The 21947-nt window shown below is 58.0% G+C and carries 16 protein-coding genes and 1 pseudogene; 10 read left to right on the forward strand and 7 right to left on the reverse strand.

Annotated features, from left to right (window positions below; translation table 11 throughout):
- Positions 1-63: 63 nt before the first annotated feature.
- A complete protein-coding gene (locus XBLMG947_RS00005) occupies positions 64-1449 on the reverse strand; it encodes a DEAD/DEAH box helicase (RefSeq protein WP_065465824.1) in 1386 nt (461 codons plus the stop codon).
- A gap of 307 nt (positions 1450-1756) precedes the next feature.
- On the opposite strand from XBLMG947_RS00005, the gene XBLMG947_RS00010 reads away from it, so the two are divergent.
- Together XBLMG947_RS00010 and maiA are read left to right on the forward strand one after the other, a co-directional pair.
- Positions 1757-2815, forward strand: a complete 1059-nt coding sequence (locus tag XBLMG947_RS00010) for a fumarylacetoacetate hydrolase family protein (protein WP_181093080.1) — start codon at positions 1757-1759, stop codon at positions 2813-2815.
- Positions 2816-2858: 43 nt separating this feature from the next.
- Complete coding sequence (gene maiA / locus XBLMG947_RS00015) at positions 2859-3521, forward strand: maleylacetoacetate isomerase (RefSeq protein ID WP_065465826.1); 663 nt, start codon at positions 2859-2861, stop codon at positions 3519-3521.
- 319 nt (positions 3522-3840) lie between these two features.
- Here maiA and XBLMG947_RS00020 read toward each other — a convergent pair whose 3' ends face one another.
- Entirely contained in the window at positions 3841-4974 is a 1134-nt protein-coding gene (locus XBLMG947_RS00020) for a PilT/PilU family type 4a pilus ATPase (RefSeq protein ID WP_065465827.1), read from the reverse strand.
- A 99-nt stretch (positions 4975-5073) separates the two neighbouring features.
- On the opposite strand from XBLMG947_RS00020, the gene XBLMG947_RS00025 reads away from it, so the two are divergent.
- From XBLMG947_RS00025 to XBLMG947_RS00060, 8 genes are all read left to right on the forward strand, one after another.
- On the forward strand, positions 5074-5457 hold the full coding sequence (locus XBLMG947_RS00025) for a DUF4398 domain-containing protein (RefSeq protein ID WP_065465828.1): 384 nt from the start codon (positions 5074-5076) through the stop codon (positions 5455-5457).
- Positions 5454-6344 carry an OmpA family protein gene (locus XBLMG947_RS00030; protein ID WP_065465829.1) on the forward strand — a complete coding sequence of 297 codons (891 nt, stop codon included), beginning with the start codon at positions 5454-5456 and terminating at the stop codon, positions 6342-6344. Before XBLMG947_RS00025 ends, XBLMG947_RS00030 begins: the two co-directional genes overlap by 4 nt.
- A 348-nt stretch (positions 6345-6692) precedes the next feature.
- A complete protein-coding gene (locus XBLMG947_RS00035) occupies positions 6693-6911 on the forward strand; it encodes an HP1242/YdcH family protein (protein ID WP_065465830.1) in 219 nt (72 codons plus the stop codon).
- A gap of 239 nt (positions 6912-7150) precedes the next feature.
- A complete protein-coding gene (locus tag XBLMG947_RS00040) occupies positions 7151-8521 on the forward strand; it encodes a pyridoxal-phosphate dependent enzyme (protein WP_065465831.1) in 1371 nt (456 codons plus the stop codon).
- Positions 8522-8610: 89 nt separating this feature from the next.
- Entirely contained in the window at positions 8611-9807 is a 1197-nt protein-coding gene (locus tag XBLMG947_RS00045; RefSeq protein ID WP_065465832.1) for a cystathionine gamma-synthase, read from the forward strand.
- Entirely contained in the window at positions 9807-10646 is an 840-nt protein-coding gene (locus XBLMG947_RS00050) for an ABC transporter permease (RefSeq protein ID WP_245228079.1), read from the forward strand. The genes XBLMG947_RS00045 and XBLMG947_RS00050 overlap by 1 nt, the downstream gene beginning before the upstream one ends.
- Complete coding sequence (locus XBLMG947_RS00055) at positions 10636-11973, forward strand: ABC transporter ATP-binding protein (RefSeq protein WP_065465833.1); 1338 nt, start codon at positions 10636-10638, stop codon at positions 11971-11973. The genes XBLMG947_RS00050 and XBLMG947_RS00055 overlap by 11 nt, the downstream gene beginning before the upstream one ends.
- Positions 11973-16472 carry a glycoside hydrolase family 99-like domain-containing protein gene (locus XBLMG947_RS00060; RefSeq protein ID WP_245228080.1) on the forward strand — a complete coding sequence of 1500 codons (4500 nt, stop codon included), beginning with the start codon at positions 11973-11975 and terminating at the stop codon, positions 16470-16472. The genes XBLMG947_RS00055 and XBLMG947_RS00060 overlap by 1 nt, the downstream gene beginning before the upstream one ends.
- A 54-nt stretch (positions 16473-16526) precedes the next feature.
- Here XBLMG947_RS00060 and XBLMG947_RS00065 read toward each other — a convergent pair.
- The 5 genes and pseudogenes from XBLMG947_RS00065 to XBLMG947_RS00085 form a co-directional block, all read right to left on the reverse strand.
- Positions 16527-17614 (reverse strand): IS3 family transposase gene (locus XBLMG947_RS00065; RefSeq protein WP_245228081.1). Its coding sequence is split into 2 segments (ribosomal slippage): positions 16527-17362 and positions 17362-17614, totalling 1089 coding nucleotides; the frame shifts between segments, so codons are not numbered across the junction.
- 69 nt (positions 17615-17683) lie between these two features.
- Positions 17684-18022, reverse strand: a pseudogene (locus tag XBLMG947_RS00075) (transposase); the annotation flags it as partial.
- Between the two features lie 76 nt (positions 18023-18098).
- Positions 18099-20024, reverse strand: a complete 1926-nt coding sequence (locus XBLMG947_RS22350) for a hypothetical protein (protein WP_146090473.1) — start codon at positions 20022-20024, stop codon at positions 18099-18101.
- 195 nt (positions 20025-20219) lie between these two features.
- Entirely contained in the window at positions 20220-20621 is a 402-nt protein-coding gene (locus XBLMG947_RS00080) for a GtrA family protein (protein ID WP_065465837.1), read from the reverse strand.
- Positions 20618-21925 carry an NAD(P)/FAD-dependent oxidoreductase gene (locus XBLMG947_RS00085; RefSeq protein WP_065465838.1) on the reverse strand — a complete coding sequence of 436 codons (1308 nt, stop codon included), beginning with the start codon at positions 21923-21925 and terminating at the stop codon, positions 20618-20620. Before XBLMG947_RS00085 ends, XBLMG947_RS00080 begins: the two co-directional genes overlap by 4 nt.
- Between the last annotated feature and the right edge of the window lie 22 nt (positions 21926-21947).

Genomic DNA, 21947 nt, shown 5'->3' on the forward strand with positions numbered 1-21947 from the left:
CCCCGAAGGGCGGCTTTTTTGGTTCAACGCCAATCCGGCACCGGACCTGCCGGCGCGCAGGATTCAGCGCGTGCCGCTCGGACGCTGACCACCGCGGCCACCATCGCGACGGCCTGCACCTGCTGCACCGGCATTGGCCTGACGCGGCCCGGCGCTGCGCTGGCCACCCGGCTTCTTCGGGCCGGCATGCGCATGCGCCTGACGCGGTGCATCGCCATGCGGACGACGGGCGTGGCTCTTGCGCGGGGCGCGATCACCGCCTGGCTGCTCGGCACGACCCGGCGCGCTATTGCCCCAGCGAATCGGGGTCTGCGGCTCGTAGCCCGGCACGTCGCGGATTTCCACGTCGCGGCCCAGCATACGCACGATCTGGCGCAGCAGCTTGGCTTCGTCCTGCGCCACCAGCGAGATCGCCTCGCCGGTGGAGCCGTTACGGCCGGTGCGGCCGATGCGGTGCACGTAGTCTTCGGCCACCATCGGCAGGTCGTAGTTGATGACCTTCGGCAGCTGATCGATATCGATACCGCGCGCGGCGATATCGGTGGCCACCAGCACGGTCACGCGGCCGGCCTTGAAGTCGCTCAGGGCACGCATGCGCTGGCCCTGGCTCTTGTTGCCGTGGATCGCCGCGGTCTTGATGCCGGACTTCTCCAGGAACAGCGCCAGCTTGTCGCTGCCGTGCTTGGTGCGCGCGAACACCAGGGTCTGCTCGCGGCTATCCTGCGCCAACAGGTGCAGCAGCAGATCGCGCTTGCGCGCGCCATCGACCGGGTGCACCCGGTGGGTGATGCTCTCGGCCACGGTGTTGCTCGGGGTGACCTGGATCTGCATCGGGTTGCGCATGAACTCCAGCGCCAGCTGCTTGATGTTCTCTTCGAAGGTGGCCGAGAACAGCAGGGTCTGGCGGTCCTGGCGCGGCAGCTTGGTCAGGATGCGCTTGATCGACGGCAAGAAGCCCATGTCGAGCATGCGGTCTGCCTCGTCCAGGATCAGCACTTCGATGCCGGACAGGTCCACGCTGCGACGCTCGATATGGTCGATCAGGCGGCCCGGGCAGGCGATCAGCAGGTCCACGCCACGACGCAGGGTGTCGAGCTGGTTACCCATGCCCACGCCGCCGTAGATCACCGCACTGGGGATGCGCAGGTACTTGCTGTAGCCGCGCAGGCTGTCATGCACCTGGGTGGCCAGTTCGCGGGTGGGGGTCAGGATCAGCGCGCGCGGCTTGCGCGGGCCGTTGACCGGCTGCGGGCTGGTGCCCAGGTGCTGCAGCAGCGGCAGGCCGAACGCGGCGGTCTTGCCGGTACCGGTCTGCGCGCCGGCCAGCAGGTCGTGACCGGCCAGCACCAACGGGATCGCCTGCTGCTGGATCGCAGTGGGGGTTTCGTAGCCCTGCTCGGCCAACGCGCGCAGCAGGAAGGGCGCAAGGCCCAGGGATTCAAAAGACATCAGGAAGCTCCAAGTAAAGCGCCGCCGCCAGGCCAAGCCTGGAGCGCAAACGCATTGCAGATGCAAAAAGTGAGGCTCGGAGCGTTCCCGTGAACCGCGCTGCGAGATGGTGGAACAACCCGATCAAAGAGCGATGGGTTTGTCGGCACCACGAAAGGCGTCGGGTGGGGCGGGCGAGCGGATCGATCGATCCTGGCCTCGCCGGCTGTCCCTAAGGGAAACGGACGGCCGCATGCAGACCCGGCAAGTGTACGCGCGTTTGGCGCGCTGCACAAAATCCCGTCACCGCGGTTGTGGTGACGGTCAGTTGTTTCATGTGCAACTACTTTTGCGACAGGTCGTACAATCGGCCGATCAGCCACAGCACAGGATGGTCATGAAGCTAGGTTCCCTGAAGGAAGGCGGTCGCGACGGCAGCCTGATCGTGGTCGCGCGCGACCTGCGCACCGCCGTTCGTGCCACCGGCATCGCGCCCACGCTGCAGCGCGCGCTGGAAGACTGGAGCAACGTCGCGCCGCGCCTGAACGCCTTGTCGGCCTCGCTCAACGACGGCAGCGCCGATGGGGTGTTCGATCTGGATCTGCAGGCCCTGGCTGCACCGTTGCCGCGCGCCTACGAGTTCGTCGACGGCAGCGCCTACCTGCCGCATGTGGAGCGGGTGCGCCGCGCCCGCAATGCCGAGGTGCCGGAAAGCTTCTACACCGACCCGCTGATGTACCAGGCCACCAGCGCCGGCTTCTACGGCCCGCGCGATGCCATCAAGGTGATCAGCGAGGACCACGGCATCGACCTGGAGGCCGAAATCGTGGTCGTCACCGACGACGTGCCGATGGGCGCCTCGCCCGAGCAGGCGGCTGCGCACATCCAGTTGGTCGGTCTGGTCAACGATGTCTCATTGCGCAACCTGATTCCGGCCGAACTCGCCAAGGGCTTCGGTTTCGTGCAATCCAAGCCACGCTCGGCGCTGTCGCCGGTGTTCGTCACCCCCGACGAGCTGGACGCCGCCTGGCGCGACAATAAGGTGCATTTGCCGCTGGTGACCCACGTCAACGGCGCCTGGTTCGGTGCGCCGGAAGCCGGCAACGACATGCAGTTCGACTTCGCCCAGTTGATCGCCCACGCCGCCAAGACCCGTCCGTTGTCGGCCGGCACGATCGTGGGATCCGGCACCATCGCCAATCAGGACACCACGCTGGGCGCCTCGTGTTTTGCCGAACAGCGCGTGGTCGAGACCCTGCGCGATGGCAAGCCGAGTACGCCGTTCATGGCATTCGGCGACGTGGTGCGGATCGAGATGTTCGATGCCAGCGGCGCAAGCATCTTTGGCGCGATCGAACAGCGCGTCGAGCGGCAGCCGCTGCCATGACAGGCTGCGTACCCTCTGCAAGCGTCCACAGCCAGGCTGGCGTATGAGCGCGACCTTGGAGTTGTTTTCGTACTGGCGTTCGAGCGCGGCCTATCGCGTGCGCATCGGGTTGAATATCAAGGCGCTGGCATACGTCACGCACCCGGTCCATCTGGTGCGCGATGGCGGCGAGCAGCACGCCGCTGCGTACGCGCAGCTCAATCCACAGCAGTTGGTCCCGACGCTGCGTCACGGCGCAGTGGTGGTTCCGCAATCGCTCGCGATCCTGGAGTACCTGGAAGATGGGTTTCCGGACAGCGCGCGCCTGCTGCCGGCAACGCCGCCCGAGCGCGCCCGCGTGCGCGCACTTGCGCAGGTCATCGCCTGCGATGTGCATCCGCTCAACAACCTGCGGGTCACCCAGTTTCTCGAGCGGCAATGGCAACGCGATCCCGCACAGCGCCTGCTGTGGACGCAGCACTGGATGCAGCAAGGGTTTGCGGCGCTGGAAGTGCAACTGGCCCACGCCCCCCACGCCGCAAGGTTCTGCCATGGCGACACCCCGGGACTGGCCGATTGCGTGTTGATTCCGCAGCTCTACAACGCGCGCCGGTTCGACGTCGATCTGTCGTCATATCCCACCCTGCATCGCATCGAACAGGCATGCCTGGCACTGCCGGCATTCGATGCCGCGCGGCCGGAAATGCAGGTGGATGCCGTTGCGTGAGGTAGAGGGACGAGAGAGGCGACCCTTTCGTCTGCGCTGCGTGCAGCTTTCTCCGTAGGCCGGAATAACGGCAGCTTGCGGGTCGCTCGCCAACGCCGCGGTCAACCCGGCGCTAGGTCAGTCCTCAAAACAACACTGGCGCTCACCTTGAAGCAGGCTTGAATCCACGCACGAAGCTTCGACCTTCGCGAACGGACGAAGGGGGCGCAGTGCTAGACGCGGGTCAGCACGCGATCGCATCGGTCACGAATGCATCGATAAGCACGCCAACAATCACACCATGCCGCCAGTCGCCGGCCGAAACCGGCAAGGAGGCCGCTTAAATAAACCCGTGGCTGATGGTTGGCGCAGCAGGTGTTTCGTAGTCCGCGTACGGGTCGTGTTCGCCGGAGCCGCCCTCGGAGAGACGGAACTTCAATGCCAGGCCGTCGCGCGAGTCGGCCGCACGCAGTGCTTCTTCCTGCTCGATTTCGCCCGACTTCACCATCCGGAACAGGCATTGGTCGAAGGTCTGCATGCCTTCTTCCAGCGACTCTTCCATCGCCTGCTTGACCTCGTGCACCTGGCCGCGGCGCAGCAGGTCGCGGATCATCGGGGTGTTGATCAACACCTCGGTGGCCGGGCGGCGCCGTCCATCCACGCCCTTGACCAGGCGCTGCGACACCACGGCGCGCAGGTTCAGCGCCAGATTCATCAGCACGTTCTTGTGCGCACTTTCCGGGAAGAAATTGAGGATGCGCTCGATGGTCTGGTCGGCGTTGTTGGAGTGCAGCGTCGCCAGGCACAGGTGACCGGTCTCGGCGAAGGCGATGGCCGCCTCCATGGTCTCGGCATCCAGGATTTCGCCGATCAGGATCACGTCCGGCGCTTCGCGCATCGCGTTCTTCAGCGCGCTCTGGAAGGCGTGCGTGTCCAGGCCCACCTCGCGCTGGTTGACGATCGACATCTTGTGCTTGTGCAGATATTCGATCGGGTCCTCGATGGTGAGGATGTGTCCGGTGGTGGTGCTGTTGCGGTGGTCGATCATCGACGCCAGCGAGGTCGACTTGCCGGAGCCGGTCGAGCCCACCACCAGCACCAGCCCACGCGGGGTCATGATGACGTCCTTGAGCACCTGCGGCAGGTTGAGCTCCTCGATGCTCGGGATCCGGCTGCGGATGGCACGGATCACCATGCCCACCTCGCCACGCTGCTTGAACACGTTCACGCGGAAACGGCCGGCATCGGACAAGGCAATCGCCATGTTGAGCTCGAGCTCGCGCTCGAACTGCGGCACCTGGCCTTCGTCCATCAGTGAGTAAGCGATTTTCTTGACCATCCCCGGCGGCAACCCCGTATTGCCGAGCGGGTAGAGCTTGCCTTCGATCTTGATGTACACCGGCGCGCCGGTGGTCAAGAACATGTCCGAGGCATTCTTTTCGGTCATCAGCTTCAGGAAGTAGCCGATATCCATGCGCAATGGTTCCCCAACAAACAGCAGCGTCTCGTTGCAAGTCCGCCGCAGGCTTCCGACAATGGCCGTGCTCGAGACTTCCTCGCTACGGCTCCCCTAATGACGGCTAGCTTCGCATACTTGCGGCGATCCCTGTATGGCATCGCCTGTTTCATGGTTCTTTCCTCTTCGGCCGCCGCCCAGGTGGCACCGGAGCTCACCGCGGCCGAGCAGGCCGTGCAACGCGCCACCCAGGCCGATGCCGATCAATACGCCCCGGATCTGGTCAACCTGGCCCGCCAGGAACTGATGCAGGTCCAGCAGGCGCAACTGGACAAGCGCCAGCGCAAGCAGGTGCCGCAGATCGCCCTGCGCGCCGCCGCCGATGCCGATCTGGCCAAGGCGCGCAGTGAACAAGCGGTGGTCAGCGCCCAGCTGGAACAGCGCAAGAAGGAAGTGGCGCAGTTGCAGAACACGCTCAACACCGGGGAGAACGGCCGATGACACTGCGCCCCTTCCTCTTTATTTGTGTGCTGAGCCTGGCCACGCTGCCACCGCTGGCGATAGCGGCCAAGAACGACCCGCAGGCCGACGCGCTGAACCGGCGCCTGGCCATGCTGCAGAGCGATCCGCAGACCAGCGACCTGGCCCGCTACGAGCGCCTGCAGGCGCAGCAGATCGTTGCCGCGCTGGCCGAGGCCAAGCGCCGCGACCGCGACGAACTGCTGTTCCTGGCCGACCGCCGGGTCGAGATCGCCGAACTCACTGCGCGTACCGCGCTGGCGCGGCGCGAGCTAGACCGCCTGGAAGGTACCCGCAACGACTTGCTGATCGAAGCCAGCCGCCGCGACGCCTCGCGCGCCCGGCAGGAGGCCGAGCGTCTGCGTGTGCAGGCGCAGATCCAGGCCGAAGAGGCCGAGCGCATGCGCCAAGCGGCCGAACAGGAGACCCTGGCCCGCCAGGATGCCGAGCTGGCGCTGACCAGCGTGGCCGGCAAGCAGACCGCCAAGCTCAACGCCGCCCAGCAGAAAGCCGTGCAGCTGGCGCACGAGGAGGCCGAATTGGTGGCCGGGGCCAAGCTGCCGCCCGCCAAGTTCGACACCCGGGGCGAGGTCTTCTCGCTGGGCAGTGGCGCCTTCGGTGGCAAGGCGGCGCTGTCCGGCGATGCTGCCGGGCAGGCCAAGGCCCTGGCCGAATATCTGAACATCGGCAAGAAAGGCCGGATCAGCATCGTCGGGTTCGACAACGATGCCGCCACCGCCAAAAAGCGTGCCGAAGCGGTGCGCGATGCCCTGGTGGCAGGCGGCGTGGCGGCCTCGCGGCTGCAGGTCACTGGCACCAAAGGCGCGGCCAGCAAGACCCGCGCGGCCGAGGTCGTTGTCGCTCCTTGAAGGCAAGTGATTGGAAGTTAAGGCGTTTTAACCAGGGCATGACGCCTGGTTGAACCGCGGTCACTGATTGCGCCAAGGAACGGCAAATGCAGCCCTTTCGGTCTTGAACCCCCTCCGCGACCGGCGTAGGGTCGTACCTCCGGGCAGCAACTCCGCCGCTCGGGAAGTACGGAGGGCCGGGCCAGTGACGCAGAGGCACGCGACGATGCAAATGGGCGGAATGGCTGGTGGTGGTTTCGCCCGTGTGTCGGCCTCTGCAACGCGTTGGTCCTCCATCCCCAAGCTGCGCCCCGTGCCTTCGCTGGCCGGGGCGTTCTTGTTTGAGTGAAGAGTGAAGGAGGTAACGCCATGTTCGAAGGGCAACCGCAGACCGAAATCGACGCATTGATGAAGTCCGATCCCGAGTTCAAGCAGCTCTACCAACGCCACAAGCTATTGAACAAGAAATGCATGGATGCCGAACTCGGGGTGCTCCCGATCGACGACGTGACCTTGGGCCAGATGAAGCGTGAGAAGTTGCATACCAAAGAAAAGCTCACCCGGATGTACGACCAGCTGACGCATTGATCCTTCCCCATCGTTAGAACAAGTTCACCGTCGCGGGCGGTGGCGGCCTCCTCGTCGGCTTGCCACCGTCCGCGTCTTTCGTTTGTAGCGCTGCGTTTTCTGGCCGATGGCACGTTTGCCTAGAGGTTGAGCCTGCTTGTTCATCGCCTGCGTAATCGTTTCAAGGCTGAATGAGCAATCCACAGCCGTTCGTCGGATAATGACCGGCCTAGCCCGCGTGGCGCAGCGACGATATCCCGATGGCGATTCATTCCTCCGTACTCGAACTGATTGGCAACACGCCGATCGTCAAGGCCCAGCGCCTGGACACCGGCGTCTGCGAGCTGTTCCTCAAGCTGGAGGCGAATAATCCTGGGGGATCGATCAAGGACCGCATCGGTCTGTCGATGATCGAAGCGGCCGAGCAGCGCGGCGACCTGAAGCCCGGCGCCACCTTGGTGGAAGGCACCGCCGGCAATACTGGTCTGGGCCTGGCCCTGGTGGCGCAGCAGAAGGGCTACCAGTTGATTCTGGTAGTGCCGGACAAGATGAGCCGCGAGAAGATCTTCAATCTAAAAGCCATGGGCGCCAACGTGGTGCTGACCCGCTCGGATGTGGCAAAGGGCCACCCGGAGTACTACCAGGACCTGGCCGCCAAGATCGCCGCCGAGACCCCGGGCGCCTACTTCATCAACCAGTTCGGCAACCCGGACAACCCGGCCGCGCACGAATTCGGCACCGGCCCGGAAATCCTGGCGCAGATGGACGGCCAGCTGGACGCCATCGTGTTCGGCTGCGGCAGCTCCGGCACCATGACCGGCCTGTCGCGCGCCTTCGCCAGCGCCTCGCCGCACACCGAACTGGTGCTGGCCGACCCGGTCGGCTCGATCCTGACCCAGTACATCGAAGAAGGCACGGTCAGCGAAAAGTCCGGCAGCTGGCTGGTCGAAGGCATCGGCGAGGACTTCCTGCCGGATATCTCGGATTTTTCGCGGGTCAAGAAGGCCTATTCGATCAGCGATGCCGAAAGCTTCCACACCGCGCGCGAGCTGCTGGCCAAGGAGGGGATCCTCGGCGGCTCGTCCACCGGCACCTTGCTGGCCGCTGCGCTGAAGTATTGCCGCGAGCAGACCACGCCCAAGCGCGTGCTGGTGTTCGTCTGCGATACCGGCAACAAGTACCTGTCGAAGATGTACAACGACTACTGGATGCTCGACAACGGCTTTTTGGAGCGCCCGCAGCACGGCGACCTGCGCGACCTGATCCTGCGCCCTTACAACAAGCGTGACACCGTGGTGGTCGGGCCGAAGGACCTGCTGACCACCGCGTATCAGCGCATGAAGTTGTACGACGTCTCGCAGTTGCCGGTGATCGAAGATGGCGAGCTGGTGGGCATCGTCGACGAGAGCGACGTGCTGCTGCATGTATATGGCGACGAAGCGCGTTTCCGCGACCCGATTTCCACCGCCATGGTCAGCAAGCTCGATCGCCTGGATGTGGCCTCGCCGATCGAAGCGCTGCTGCCGGTGTTCGACCGCGGCCAGGTCGCCATCGTCATGGACGGCCAGCAGTTTTTGGGCCTGATCACCCGCATCGACTTGCTCAACTACCTGCGCCGTCGCGTGCAGTGATCTCAGGCCGTCGCGCCCTCGGATGAGACGCGCGGCACGGGTCATTCAGACCCGCTTGTTACAATTGCCCACTTTTTCCGGGAACCTCCATGTCCAACCGCACCACTCATAGCCATGACGGTGAGCGCGCGCTGTCGCTTGCAACGCTGGCAATCCATGGAGGGCAGTCGCCGGATCCCAGCACCGGCGCGGTGATGCCGCCGATCTACGCGACGTCCACGTATGCGCAATCCAGCCCCGGCAAACATCAGGGCTTCGAGTATTCGCGCACGCATAACCCCACGCGCTTCGCCTACGAGCGCTGCGTGGCCGCGCTGGAAGGCGGCACGCGCGCGTTCGCGTTCGCCTCCGGCATGGCTGCCACTTCCACGGTGATGGAACTGCTGGATGCCGGCAGCCACGTGGTGGCGATGGACGATTTGTACGGCGGTACCTTCCGCCTGTTCGAACGCGTGCGCCGCCGTACCGCCGGCCTGGATGTCGGCTTCGTCGACCTGACCGACCCAGCTGCCTTCGAAGCCGCGATCGGCCCGAACACCAAGATGGTGTGGATCGAAACCCCGACCAACCCGATGCTCAAGCTGGTCGATATCGCCGCCATTGCCGCGATTGCGCGCGAGCACGGTCTGCTGATCGTGGTCGACAACACCTTCGCCTCGCCGATGCTGCAGCGCCCGCTCGATCTGGGCGCCGACATCGTCGTGCACTCGGCCACCAAGTACCTCAATGGTCACTCCGACATGGTCGGCGGCATCGCCGTGGTTGGCGACAACGCTGAGTTGGCCGAGCAACTGGCGTTCCTGCAGAACTCCATTGGCGGCGTGCAAGGCCCATTCGACAGCTTCCTCGCGTTACGTGGATTGAAGACCTTGCCGCTGCGCATGCGCGCGCATTGCGAGAACGCCCTGGCGCTGGCGCAATGGTTGGAAACTCACCCCGCCATCGAAAAAGTGATCTACCCCGGTCTTGCTTCTCACCCGCAGCACGCACTTGCGAAAAGTCAGATGTCCGGCTTTGGCGGCATCGTCTCGATCGTCCTCAAGGGCGGCTTCGAGGCGGCCAAGCGCTTCTGCGAAAAAACCGAACTGTTCACCCTGGCCGAATCGCTCGGCGGGGTGGAAAGCCTGGTCAACCATCCCGCCGTCATGACACATGCCTCGATTCCCGTGGCCCGCCGCGAACAGCTGGGCATCAGCGATGCGTTGGTGCGGTTGAGCGTGGGGGTTGAGGATGTGGGGGATTTGCGTGGGGATCTGGAAGCCGCCTTACAAGAGGGAAATTTCTAATGACCCGGACTTTACTTGGTCGAGGACGTCTAACAAGGTTAGTACTTGGGCCTTTCGACGCACTCACGGAGCGTCGAGACCTGACATTGGAATTATCTAAGCGTGAGGTGTTAGGCCGCTATCGCGGAGCCAGCTTTGGCCTACTCTGGTCGCTGATAAGTCCATTTCTTCTGTTGATTGTCTATACGATTGCATTCGGTTCCATCATGAAAAGCCGCTGGCCCCAAGTTGCCGAAGGGCAAGCGCACTTTTCGTTGGTGCTGTTCGTTGGCTTGATCGTGCATGGCTTCTTTGCCGAATGTCTAAGCCGTTCACCATACTTGATTATGGGTAACCCGAATTTTGTCAAACGGGTCATATTCCCACTTGAAATTCTGCCTTGGCCAATGGTCGCATCTGCGCTTTTCCATGTGCTAATGAACACAGTGGTGTTTGCGCTGCTTAGGTTAGCTATGGATGGACAGATATCTTGGACAATTTTATTGCTGCCGGTTGTACTGCTGCCACTGGTAGTACTGGGGCTGGGAGTGTCTTGGTTCCTAGCTTCGCTTGGAGTGTACTTCCGCGATATCACCCAGGTTACCGGTGTGCTTTCTACTGCGCTGTTGTTTCTGTCTTCGGCCATGATCCCCGAGCAAGCGATCCCGCAAAGTTTTGAGCTAATTTTTAAGTTGAATCCGCTAACTTTCATCATCGACCAGGCACGCGAAGTAGCACTCTGGGGGAATTTGCCAGATTTCATTGGTCTCGCGATTTATATGTGCATTGCGATAATTGTATTCTACGCAGGCTTTGCATGGTTCAAGGCAACTCGCAGAGGATTTGCAGATGTCATCTGAGCCCATTATCCAAGTTCATAATATTGGCAAGGTCTTTCCTGTTTACCAGAAATCGCATCATCGATTGATGCAGATGCTGAGTCCGAATGAACGCAAGGCTCAATGGTTTCGTGAGTTCCATGCGCTTGATGCGGTTAGCTTTAATGTGGGGCGGGGGGAAAGCGTGGGTATTGTTGGTCGTAATGGTTCGGGTAAATCGACTCTTTTACAAATTATCTGCGGCACTTTGGCGCCTACGACGGGCACTGCGATCGTAAACGGACGAGTCGCCGCTCTGTTGGAGCTTGGGGCTGGCTTCAATCCAGAGTTCACCGGACGAGAGAATGTCTTCGTTTACGGCGCGGTCCTTGGTCTTTCGCGCAGAGAGATTGAGGGGCGCTTCCAACACATTACGGAATTTGCTGATATCGGCGAATTCATCGATCAACCTGTAAAGACCTATTCCAGCGGCATGTTTGTCCGCCTCGCGTTTGCCGTGGCTATCAATGTCACCCCGGACGTTTTGGTTGTGGACGAGGCGCTTGCGGTAGGTGACGCGAAGTTCCAGTCGAAGTGTTTTGCGAGATTGCGCGAGTTGCGTGAGCAGGGTACGTCCATCCTGTTCGTATCTCATTCCACTGAGCAAATTGTTACACATTGTGATCGCGCAGTCCTTCTAGATGGAGGCCGTCTGCTGATGGATGGCGTGCCAAAAAAAGTAGTGCACCATTATATGGACCTGCTATTCGGGAAAAGCCGTTCGTCGCAGGCCGCGGTAAAAATTGAGGGCAATGGCCAGGTGGAAAGCCAGCCTGAATTTTTGGCTATGCCGCCGGCCGGGTCCGATCCATTTTCCAGTCATCCGAATTATAGCCCCCATGAGTATCGCTGGGGAGATAGAGCGGCCGTCCTCCAAGATTTTTATTTGCGGTTTGGTGCCCAAGCTTTTCCTCAAGTCGTCTCCAGCGGTGAGACTGGCTGTCTCAGCCTCGCTGTTCGTTTCGAACGCGAAGTGGCGCGCCCGGTACTTGGTCTTACTATCAAGAATACTGAGGGTGTTACTGTTTATGCGACCAACACCGAAATGCAAGAGATTGCCGAGATGGCCCAAGTAGGCGTCGCGGGAAGTGCGATTCAAATTGATATCGACTTTGAATGTAGATTGGGGAGTGGCGATTACTTTATTTCCGTTGGCGTCGCCAGTCGACAGGGAGACGACGTGATTCCTCACGATAGGCGCTACGATTCGATCCACTTCCAAGTCATTTCGGAAGGCTTTGTCGGATTCAGTGACGTTGGAGCTGTGATTCGTCCTAAATTAGCGGCTCAACAAGGATTGGCAAGTTAATGTCTAACTCGTATGTGGGAATAGCAAGCACATATATACTGTCTGAAGGAGTCTGGCTACCTAAAGATCAGGCAGAAGAGTTTGGCTATAGCGATGGTGATGAAGCTGAGCAGCGAGTAGCTGCTGCGATAGCTGGTTGCGACGACGTCTCATTGTTTTCGCGCTCATTATTTGAACACCAGATCGACTGGCCATCGCGCTATCATCTTAGTGCCAGCCGTGCGAATCTTTTACGGCCTTTAGCAGATTTGCTACGTGGCCGTGTTCTGGAGGTAGGCTCAGGCTGCGGTGCTATTTCCCGCTACTTAGGTGAACTCGGAACCACATTAGTCGCTTTGGAAGGTAGCCAGCGTCGCGCGAGAATGACTGCGTCACGTTGTCGTGACTTGCCGAATGTGCAGGTGGTGAACGACGTCCTGGAGAACTTTTCGGCCGAAGATGCGTTTGATGCAGTGACGCTCATCGGTGTACTTGAGTATGCGAGGATCTATGGCAAGGCTGCAGATCCCACAGCTGCGTGGCTGCGTAAAGCGCACTCCTTGCTGGCTGACGATGGTGTGTTAGTTGTCGCAATCGAAAACCAGTTGGGTCTTAAGTACTTGGCCGGCATGCCGGAAGACCATGTCGGTAAAGCCATGTATGGCGTTTCGGATAACTATGGTGAAAAAACTGTAGTTACTTTTGGTCGGCTTGAGTTGACGAGAATGCTTCAAGACGCAGGTTTCGAGCACGCTGAGTTCTTGTTGCCATTTCCTGATTACAAATTTCCTAGTGCGGTGGTTTTCCCGGCAGGTTATGACGGATCTTACCCGCAGTTCGATTCAAGTTCTCTCGCCAGCCAAAGTGCATCGAGCGACCCACAGCTTCCCTATGCTCCACTATTCGCTTTGGAGCGGGCTTGGACGGTGATCGGTCGTAACGGTTTGTTGGCTGACATGTCCAATTCATTTCTGGTGGTAGCTCGCAAACGGGCTGTTTCAGTCGCCAATAGTGGACCTGTGCCCTTGGCACTGCACTTTGCGAGCGAACGCGTCCCGGTGTTTTGCAAGCAGGTTCAATTCCAATCAAACACCAGTAGCGGCGAAATCGAAGTTGTGCGCAGTCGCCTTGCCGAAGATGACAGTGTTGAACGTTCGCGACCCATTAGTATGCGCTTGCTACCGGAGCCGTTTTTAAGCGGGCGTATGCATAGCCAAGCGCTGGAAACCATAGTGACCCGTGATGGCTGGACAGCTGCTGAGGTGGCGGAGTGGTTAGGGCAATGGAAGGATGCCCTGCTACATGAAGTCGAGGTGGCGGGCGATTATGCGGAGGCTGGCATGCTCCCAGGCTGGGCCTTGGATGCGTTGCCGCGTAACCTTGTGCAACTGGAGGACGGCAGCTACCAGTTTATCGATTTAGAATGGGTCTGGCACGGAGAGCTTGAGCTACCTTATCTGATTTATCGGGCTGTCATCGGCTCATTCATGTCTTTGGTTGCAGTAGGCGCTCCCGAAGATATTTCGCATCTTCACCTCCCAGCGCTCCTTCGACAATTAATGGATATGATGAACGCCCCAGTTGGTGAGGGTGACGTCGAGCGTTTCATTGATCTGGATGGCATGGTCACACGTCTAGTTTATGGGCGAGATAGTGGGCTAGGGCTAAAGAATTTCTCAAACTTGAATTTGCGCTCGCTTCCTGATGTGGGGAGAATGTCAAGGGATTGGAATGCCTTGATGTCTGATACTGCACAGCGAATCAGCGATATCAGCCGCCACTTCCAGGAAGGAATTAAGGAAGGTCAAGACGATGGGGAAGCGCTTCGTCATAGACAAGCGCAACTGTTGGCCGAGCTGGCAATCAACGCTGAGAAGGAACAGCTCAGTGATGGGGAGATTCGGCAGCACAAGGCAGCGACGGAAGATGCAGAAAGACGTAGGGAAATGGAAGTGGAAGCCCTACGTGAAACTTTAACCGAGAAGCTCAGACTTAAGGAGGTGCAAATTCAGGCGCTGTTGGCGGCAAGTGCCGCGCGTGAGCGATTGAAGGATGCTGAAATACAGGCTCTCGCAGGCAGCGATCAAGTCAAGAATGCTGAAATTCAGTCGTTGATAGAGGCAAGTTCCGAGCGTGATCGCGCGTTGGAAAGAAACAACACAATTCTAGAGAGAATGTTCCAGCTTGCTGAGCAAGCTCGAGAAACCGAAGTCAGGCTGGGGCGCGATTTAATCGAAACAAAAGACGCGCTTGGGATATACGAGCAATCACTCCGCCTGGCATCAGAGCGTGCTGCTGAACTGGATCGGCTGCTGGCATCAACTAGCTGGCGGATTACCATGCCATTACGAGTCCTCAGGAATATGCTTCGTCCACAATTTGTTAAGCAATCAGTTGGACGTAGCCTGCGCAGTGTTTATCGTGCACTTCCTGTCTCCGAAGCAACGCGCCAGTCGATCAAGTCCGCATCGTTTAGGCTGATGCCTGGTGTGTTTGGAAAGACCAATGCTTACAAGAACTGGTTGGCCGCCCGTCAGCCTGACCAACCGCAGGAGATTTTGCTGTCGCCTCAGTCGGCATCTGTTGAGGACGGCGGCGATTCTTTTTTCCGTCGTTACACGCAAGCCATCCTACAGTTGCCTAGACCGTCTGAAAGCGAGCATGTCGGTATCGCAGCTGAGATCGATCCTCGCGCAAATGCGGCGCGCGTCATTGCCTTCTACCTTCCGCAGTTTCATCCTTTTCCCGAAAATGACGCGTGGTGGGGCCGCGGCTTCACCGAATGGACGAATGTGAGCAAAGCGGTTCCGCAGTTCGTCGGGCACTACCAGCCCCATTTACCGGGTGAACTTGGCTTCTACGATTTACGCCTGATCGATGTCATGCGCCGTCAGGCTGAGTTGGCAAAGTTGTATGGCATTGAAGGTTTTTGCTTTCATTATTATTGGTTTGCGGGTAAGCGGCTTATGGAACGCCCGCTTGACCAGCTACTCGCGTCTGACGTCGATCTACCTTTCTGTATTTGCTGGGCTAACGAAAATTGGACCCGTCGCTGGGATGGCCTGGATAACGAGGTTCTCATCGCTCAAGACTACAGTCCTGAAGACGACCGGGCATTTATCGCCGAGTTGGAGCCTCTGCTAAGGGATCCACGATATATCCGTGTTGATGGTCGCCCGTTAGTCATCCTTTATCGTCCCTCGTTACTGCCTGATGCTGGGGCAACATTGGAACGCTGGCGGCAGCATTGCCGTGAGGCTGGAATCGGTGAGCTGTTCATCTGTATGGTGCAGTTCGACAAGCTTGATCCGCGCGAATATGGTTTTGACGCTGCGGTTGAATTTCCACCCCACAAAGTCGCAGCAGGTCTGCCTTCGATTAATCACGAGTTGGAGATTGTGAATCCCGGCTTTCAGGGTGCTGTGGTTGATTATGCCGATGTGGTCAGCAGTGCTTTTGCCGAGACAAAGCCAGAATACGAACTCATTCGAGGCGTCTTTCCCGGTTGGGATAATGATGCACGCAAGCCGGGTAAGGGCTACACGGTCGCCAGGTCCACTCCCGAACGCTATCGAACTTGGCTACGAGGGGCAATCGACTATGCCCGTCAGAACCCGGTGCGGGGCGAGTCTCTGGTGTTTGTTAATGCCTGGAATGAGTGGGCTGAGGGCGCGCATCTAGAGCCCGATCGTCGTTACGGATATGCCTATCTGGAAGCAACTCGCCAGGCACTACGTCGTGTACCTACCCCGCGCACGCCGGAGCGGGTGGTGGTCATCATCCACGCCTTCTATCCGGAACTTCTTCCTGAGATGTTGGCGTCACTATCCAAATGGACAATACCGTATCGCCTTGTAATCTCGACAGTTTCCCGCAACGTGCAGGAAGTAAAGGTGCGACTCGCTGATGCAGGAATGGAAGCGGATGTGCAAGTTTACGAGAACCATGGCCGTGACATTCTGCCGTTCCTGGAAACCTTAAAGACGCTGGACGTTTCCGAGTCGTTGGTACTGAAGTTGCATACCAAGCGTTCGCTCCACCGTGAGGACGGCGAGTCATGGCGCCGAGACATGCTCGACAAGCTGCTGGATCCCTATCTGGCCGCCCGTAATTTTGATGCATTTCGCCAGCAGCCGGAGTTGGGTCTTTCCGCACCTGAGGGTCATATCTTGCCGATGACAACCTACTGGGGCGCGAACGCTGATGCGGTGTACCGTCTGTCACGACAGATGCACAGCGATCCTGTCGATCCTGCCATTGCAATGTTCGCAGCCGGCTCAATGTTCTATGCTCGTGTGGAGGCTATCCAATCAATTATCGACTTGGAATTAACCCGTGAAGACTTTGAGCCCGAGGCCGGGCAGGTGGATGGAACGCTAGCGCATGCAATAGAACGGTGCTTTAGTATCGCGACATGTTCGTCGGGATATTACATCGCTTCCAGTAATACACCTTTTACCGAGACTTATGGTTCTTTCAAGACGTATGCATACGCTAAGCCGACCCTGCATAAGTCTTAGCATAGCTTGGGTTGGCGGTAATCCCCCCGTTTTTAGCGGACTCCAGAAGTGGAGTTATGCAGCCATCGCCAGTTTCATCGCTGGCGTGATGCCGCCTAGCGCCATGTTCCGGCGCTGATGGTTGTACGTCCATAGCCAGCGCGTGGCCTGGTCCTGCACCTGCTCGATGGTGTCGAACAGGGTGCGGGCCAGCCAGGCGTAGCGGACCGTGCGGTTGTAACGTTCAACGTAGGCGTTCTGTTGTGGCTTGCCCGGCTGGATGTGCTCGATGCGGATGCCGTTGCGTTCCGCCCACGCCAGCAGTGCTCCGCTGATGTATTCGGGGCCGTTATCGCAGCGAATGGCGCCCGGCTTTCCGCGCCACTCGATGACCTGCTCCAACGATCTGATCACCCGGGCAGATGGCAGCGACAGGTCAACATCGATCGCCAGCCCCTCGCGATTGAAGTCATCCAGGACGTTGAACAACCGGAAGCTGCGACCATCGGCCAACTGGTCATGCATGCAGTCCATCGACCAGACCGTGTTGATCGATTCCGGTACTGCTAGCGGTTCGGGCTTCTCGCGCACAAGTCGCTTCTTCGGCTTGATCCGCAGGTTCAACTCCAACTCCCGGTAGATCCGATACACCCGTTTGTGGTTCCAGCCAAAGCCCTTCACGTTGCGCAGGTATAGGAAGCAAAGGCCGAAGCCCCAGTCGCGATACGTCGTCGTCAATCGCACCAGCCAGTCCGCGATCCGGGCGTTCTCGTCCGAAGCGTTGACCTGGTACCGATAGCAGGTCTCACTCACCTCGAAGGTCTGGCAGGCGTGTCGGATGTTCGTGCGTCCGACTTCGACCGCTGTTCGGGCCATCTCCCGACGTTGAGATGGCCTCACCATTTTTTTGCCATCGCCTCCTTCAGCAGGTCGGCACTGAGCTGGGCGTCGGCGTACATCTTCTTCAGGCGCCGGTTCTCGTCCTGCAGCTCCTTGAGCTGGGACATCAGCGACGCATCCATGCCGCCAAACTTGCTGCGCCACTTATAGAACGTTGCCGAGCTGATGCCGTGTTCCCGGCACAACTCCGGCACTGACGTGCCGGCCTCGGCCTGTTTGAGTACGGCGATGATCTGGCTGTCGGTGAAACAGGATGTCTTCATGGAACCTCCTCAGAAAAGGGTACGAGAAAATTCCACTTCTGGCTTCAGCTAACCTGTGGGGGGATTACCCATCCTGCACATCGCGCACAGCCTAAATTCCCCGCGATGGGTCTGCATGAAGGCGTACTTTGCCTTTACCCCTTGGCAAAGTACGCGACGGCCTTTTTTAGAATGTCGCGCTCCTCGGTCACTTGGCGCAACTCGGCCTTCAGGCGCCGAACCTCGGCGCTCTGGTCCACCTCGGCGCGCTGCACAACGCCGGGCTTGCCGAACTTGCGCAGCCAGGCGTACAGGCTGTGCGTGGTGACCCCCCAGCCGCTCGGCGACCTCCGCCACTTTGAAGCCACGATCAGTTACTTGTCGGACCGCTTCGATCTTGAACTCATCCGTATACCGCTTGCTGCTCATGGACACCTCCGAATTAGCCATTTTCCATGGCCTTGAGATGTCTAGGAAACCCTGGGCGTATCACAAACCATTTTCCTCAAAAGCGTGAAAACGGAATGGTGGGTGCATTGATTTTTACTACATGGCCTGTGTCACAATTAAGGTCGGTATCGGTGCTCAATAGAATGTGATATATGCCTGGCATTAAGTCTCGAGGGTCGATATACGCATCAAAGCCACTATATGTATATCCTTTGTTTTTAAAAAAATCAGCTACGTCTGGTCGGTTTGTACGCAAATGCCCGGTTTCGAAAACGTAGGCTTGTGCGTCATTGGAGAATATTACCCGCAGCTCAGTCCAGCTGAGCTTATATAAGTTAAAGCGAGTAGGTGTGGCCCATCCAGAAAGTTTGATCGGGAGGTCAATGGAAGAGGTTAGAGGGAGCCGACTTGTAGGCTGTTCGTTGAAGGCATCGAGCGCGCATCTGTTTGCACTGGACGCAGGGGCAGAGATTGGCTTGCCTCTTGGAAAAATTGAGGTATCGGCTTCTTGCCGGAATAGCATTAGTGCAGTAGAAAGTGGTCCAGTCGCGATCGAGACCACATTCGGATCGGATGCAGTAGATTTGCTACAGTTTGCTATAACTCTAGCGAAGTGGTTTTTCGAATCCGATGCTACATGGCAACGCCTTGCGGTAGCTGGGTAACGGCCTGACAAAGCGCGAGCTCCTAGTAATGAGGTGGGCAGTGATTCGATTTGCCCATCATTCCGAAGGCTTTTGCCAAGTTGGATTGGATCAGGATAAGGCACATGACCATGGGGTTTCGCTTTGAAAGCCTCATCGTCGCCATTAAGGAATTTCGCCGTGTTTATTGTCGACATGCGAAGCCAATAGGCTCGCTCTTCTAGTTTTGGCCATTGGAGATAAGACTGGCCAAAGATGCCAAAAACGACTGCTATGTAGCTACCATAGGCTATAAAAGGAGTTGATATGCCATGTACTCCTGATCCAATAAGTCGGGAAGCAAAGTAAATGGTAGCTATGCTAGAAGGTAAGATAGTATCTGTGTAGCGGGAAGTAACCTCAGCTAAGTCATGCCCGCGAGAATAGGCAATTGCAACTGCGTTTAGCATGCCGAGAGCGTTAAGGCCTAAGAAAAAATAGTCCGCTTGAGTTTGACGGTTGCGTCCGACTATGAGCATCCAAAACGCCGCTGGCACGAGTAGAACCAATTGACCAATTCCTGGGAAAAGTGGCCAGCTGCTTGTGATCATCAGTGCAGAGGTAGCTTCCGAGAAATCCTGCGCCTTCAGCTGCGCGTGGTATGGAGGGGAAGGGGTGATGATGAAACCAGCAATTCCAAGAAGCGTTACAAAAGCTGCAAGCATTAAGCCACGGGTAAGAAGATCACGTTGAGTCAATCCGCGAGCAATCAATACTCCAGCGCAAGTGAACGCTGTGAGTACGCCATTTGCCATGGATGCGAAAGAAGCTAAAATAAGGATAGTAAGGCAGCTTGCCGTACGATATCTGGCACCGCCAAATGATGAAACTGTGATGGCGAAAAATGCTAGTAAGGTGTTTATATAAAATTGGCTTTGGAAGCCGACTAATGTGTTCTCCCAGCCAAATGGGAGTATTCCCATTAACGTAACGGCTGCTGCAACGGCAATTGCCTGATGTTTCTGGCCAGTGACTGATGCAATTAGCACAGGTACTGTGAGTGATAAGCTGTAGATAATGTTGGAGATGAGGGCTTCAATTTGGTTATCCCATTGATGGTCGTTTAATTCAAACAGAAAAACAGTAATTACCCGTGTCCAGAAAATTCGGTGTTCATTATGTGGTGCGATCATTTGCGCTAAAGTCAGAGAGCCATTCTCAAACGCACTGAAGATTGAATTCTCGCCACCCCATTGATCCCAGAACGGAACGGAGCCACCAGCGCTCATTAGTAAAAATAAGCGCGACACAAATATTGCTATGAACACGAGTGCACAAGTTGTGCTGGTGAAGCTCATGAGCCTTGGTTTGGAATTCATGGTGCGCAAAGCTGACTCCATGGTAAGTTGTTATGAATCCGAAGATGGACTCTTGCTAATTTCTACTAACTTAGCCTGTGCTTACTTCGAGGTAGTTGAAATTTCTTACCAATTATCACTCGTGGTCAATTCCATGTGCCATTAGCTTATGAGTAATCTGGCATGGTAGTGGATTTAGTTTTTCGATGATGAGAAAGAGAAATGTTTATGGCCTAAGTAACTAGTCACTACGGGAACGGCAACGCCGATGGCATGCGCCACGCTCTCGTTATGAAAGTTGATATGAAGGCCCGGCAGCAACCACCGAGAGAGCAATAAGCTGATTATTATTGTCTGCAATACAGCGGCCAAGTTGATGATAAAGAACCAAGTCATCTGATGGCCAAGATCGTTCTGTGCTTTCTGAAAAACCAAGGCCTTGTTGAGTATGAAGGCCGTAATCATACCGAGGCAGTAAGCCAAAATGATTGCAGGTACGTAGCGCATCCAGCCACTAAAAATAAGACGGGAGCCGAAATTTACAGCGGCGGCTATGCCCCCAGCAACCAAAAATAGTGAGAACTGTCGAGATATCACTTTAAAGCCGTTCCTTGTTCCGCGGCATTTGCGAGCTTCGCACCGACAGCAATGCTTTCGTTGATGGAGCGGTCTTCGGGATAATAGTAGGCGGTATCTGCCATAAAAAATCCACGCAGTGGCGTCTTCATTGGCGGCAGAATGTTTTGGAAGCCCGGTGGGCAGATGGTCTGCGCGTACTCGTAACGATGGCAATGGGTAGCGCGGGTCCACTCCGGCTTGAAGTCCGGATTGATCATCGGCAAGTAACTGATGACTTCGTCGATCAACTGCTGGTTGCTCCACTGCCACTTCGGGTGGGTCCTGGGCATGTAATAGGGCGCATACACGATGTGCTCGCCGGGGCCGTTGCCGGGGTTGAGGTTGCTGTACTCGATCAGGCCTGGGATGGCGATCCGGTCGTCGCTGATGTTCATCCAGAAGTTTTCGCTGACCGACCTAGATAGCTTCAGGATCACGCAGGCGACCGGAATATTCTCGATAGCGCTTACCTGGTCGGCAAAAGTCTTGGGTAGGCCGGGCACGATGCCGGGCACGTATTGGAGTGGTGCGGTCGACACGACGCCGTCGTAGGGATGGTGGCCGTCGCGGGTGCGGATGCCTGTGACCTGGCCGTCGGCCGAGGCGACCTCCTCGATCGGTCGCGACAGCAGGATGCGACCGCCGAGACGCGCAACTTCTGCCGCCATGCGTTCCAGCAGAGCGGCCGAGCCGCCTTCCAGATAGCCCATACTTTCGTTAAGAAGATTGCGCCGCGACAACGCCACTCGCTTGATTCGGGTGCCGATCCACGAGGCGGACAGGTCGTTTTGGTACTCGAAGAACTTCAGTGCGAACGCTTTCTCCCACATCACCTTATAGGCCTTGGGGCCGATCCAGCGGGTGATCCAGTCGCGCGCGTTCTCCTTGTCCAGCGCGGTCCAGTCGCTGATGCTCTTGGTGTGCATGACGTGCAGTGCATAGCGGATCTTGTCGACCAGCCCCAGGTGCGGGAAGCCGAGCAGCGCGAACGGTGTTCCCCATTTATGTAGCTTGCCCTGGTAGTAGTAGCCCATCTTGGTGTCGGTCCAATGCAGGCGGTCGGATAGCTTCAGGTCCTCGAGCAGCTTGAACAGCGGGAAATCGGTCTTGCAGATGAAGTGGTAATAGCGCTCGATGCGCAGGCCGTCGAAATCGAAATCGGCGGACATTCCGCCGATACGATCATCGCGTTCGTATACGTCGACTTGATGGCCTTTCTTTAGTAATTCTAGGGCAGCCATTAGGCCCATGGGGCCGCTGCCGACGATCGCGAATGAGCTCATGTGTTTATCTCGTGGTGACAGT

This window comes from Xanthomonas bromi, assembly GCF_900092025.1.
Classification (GTDB): domain Bacteria; phylum Pseudomonadota; class Gammaproteobacteria; order Xanthomonadales; family Xanthomonadaceae; genus Xanthomonas; species Xanthomonas bromi.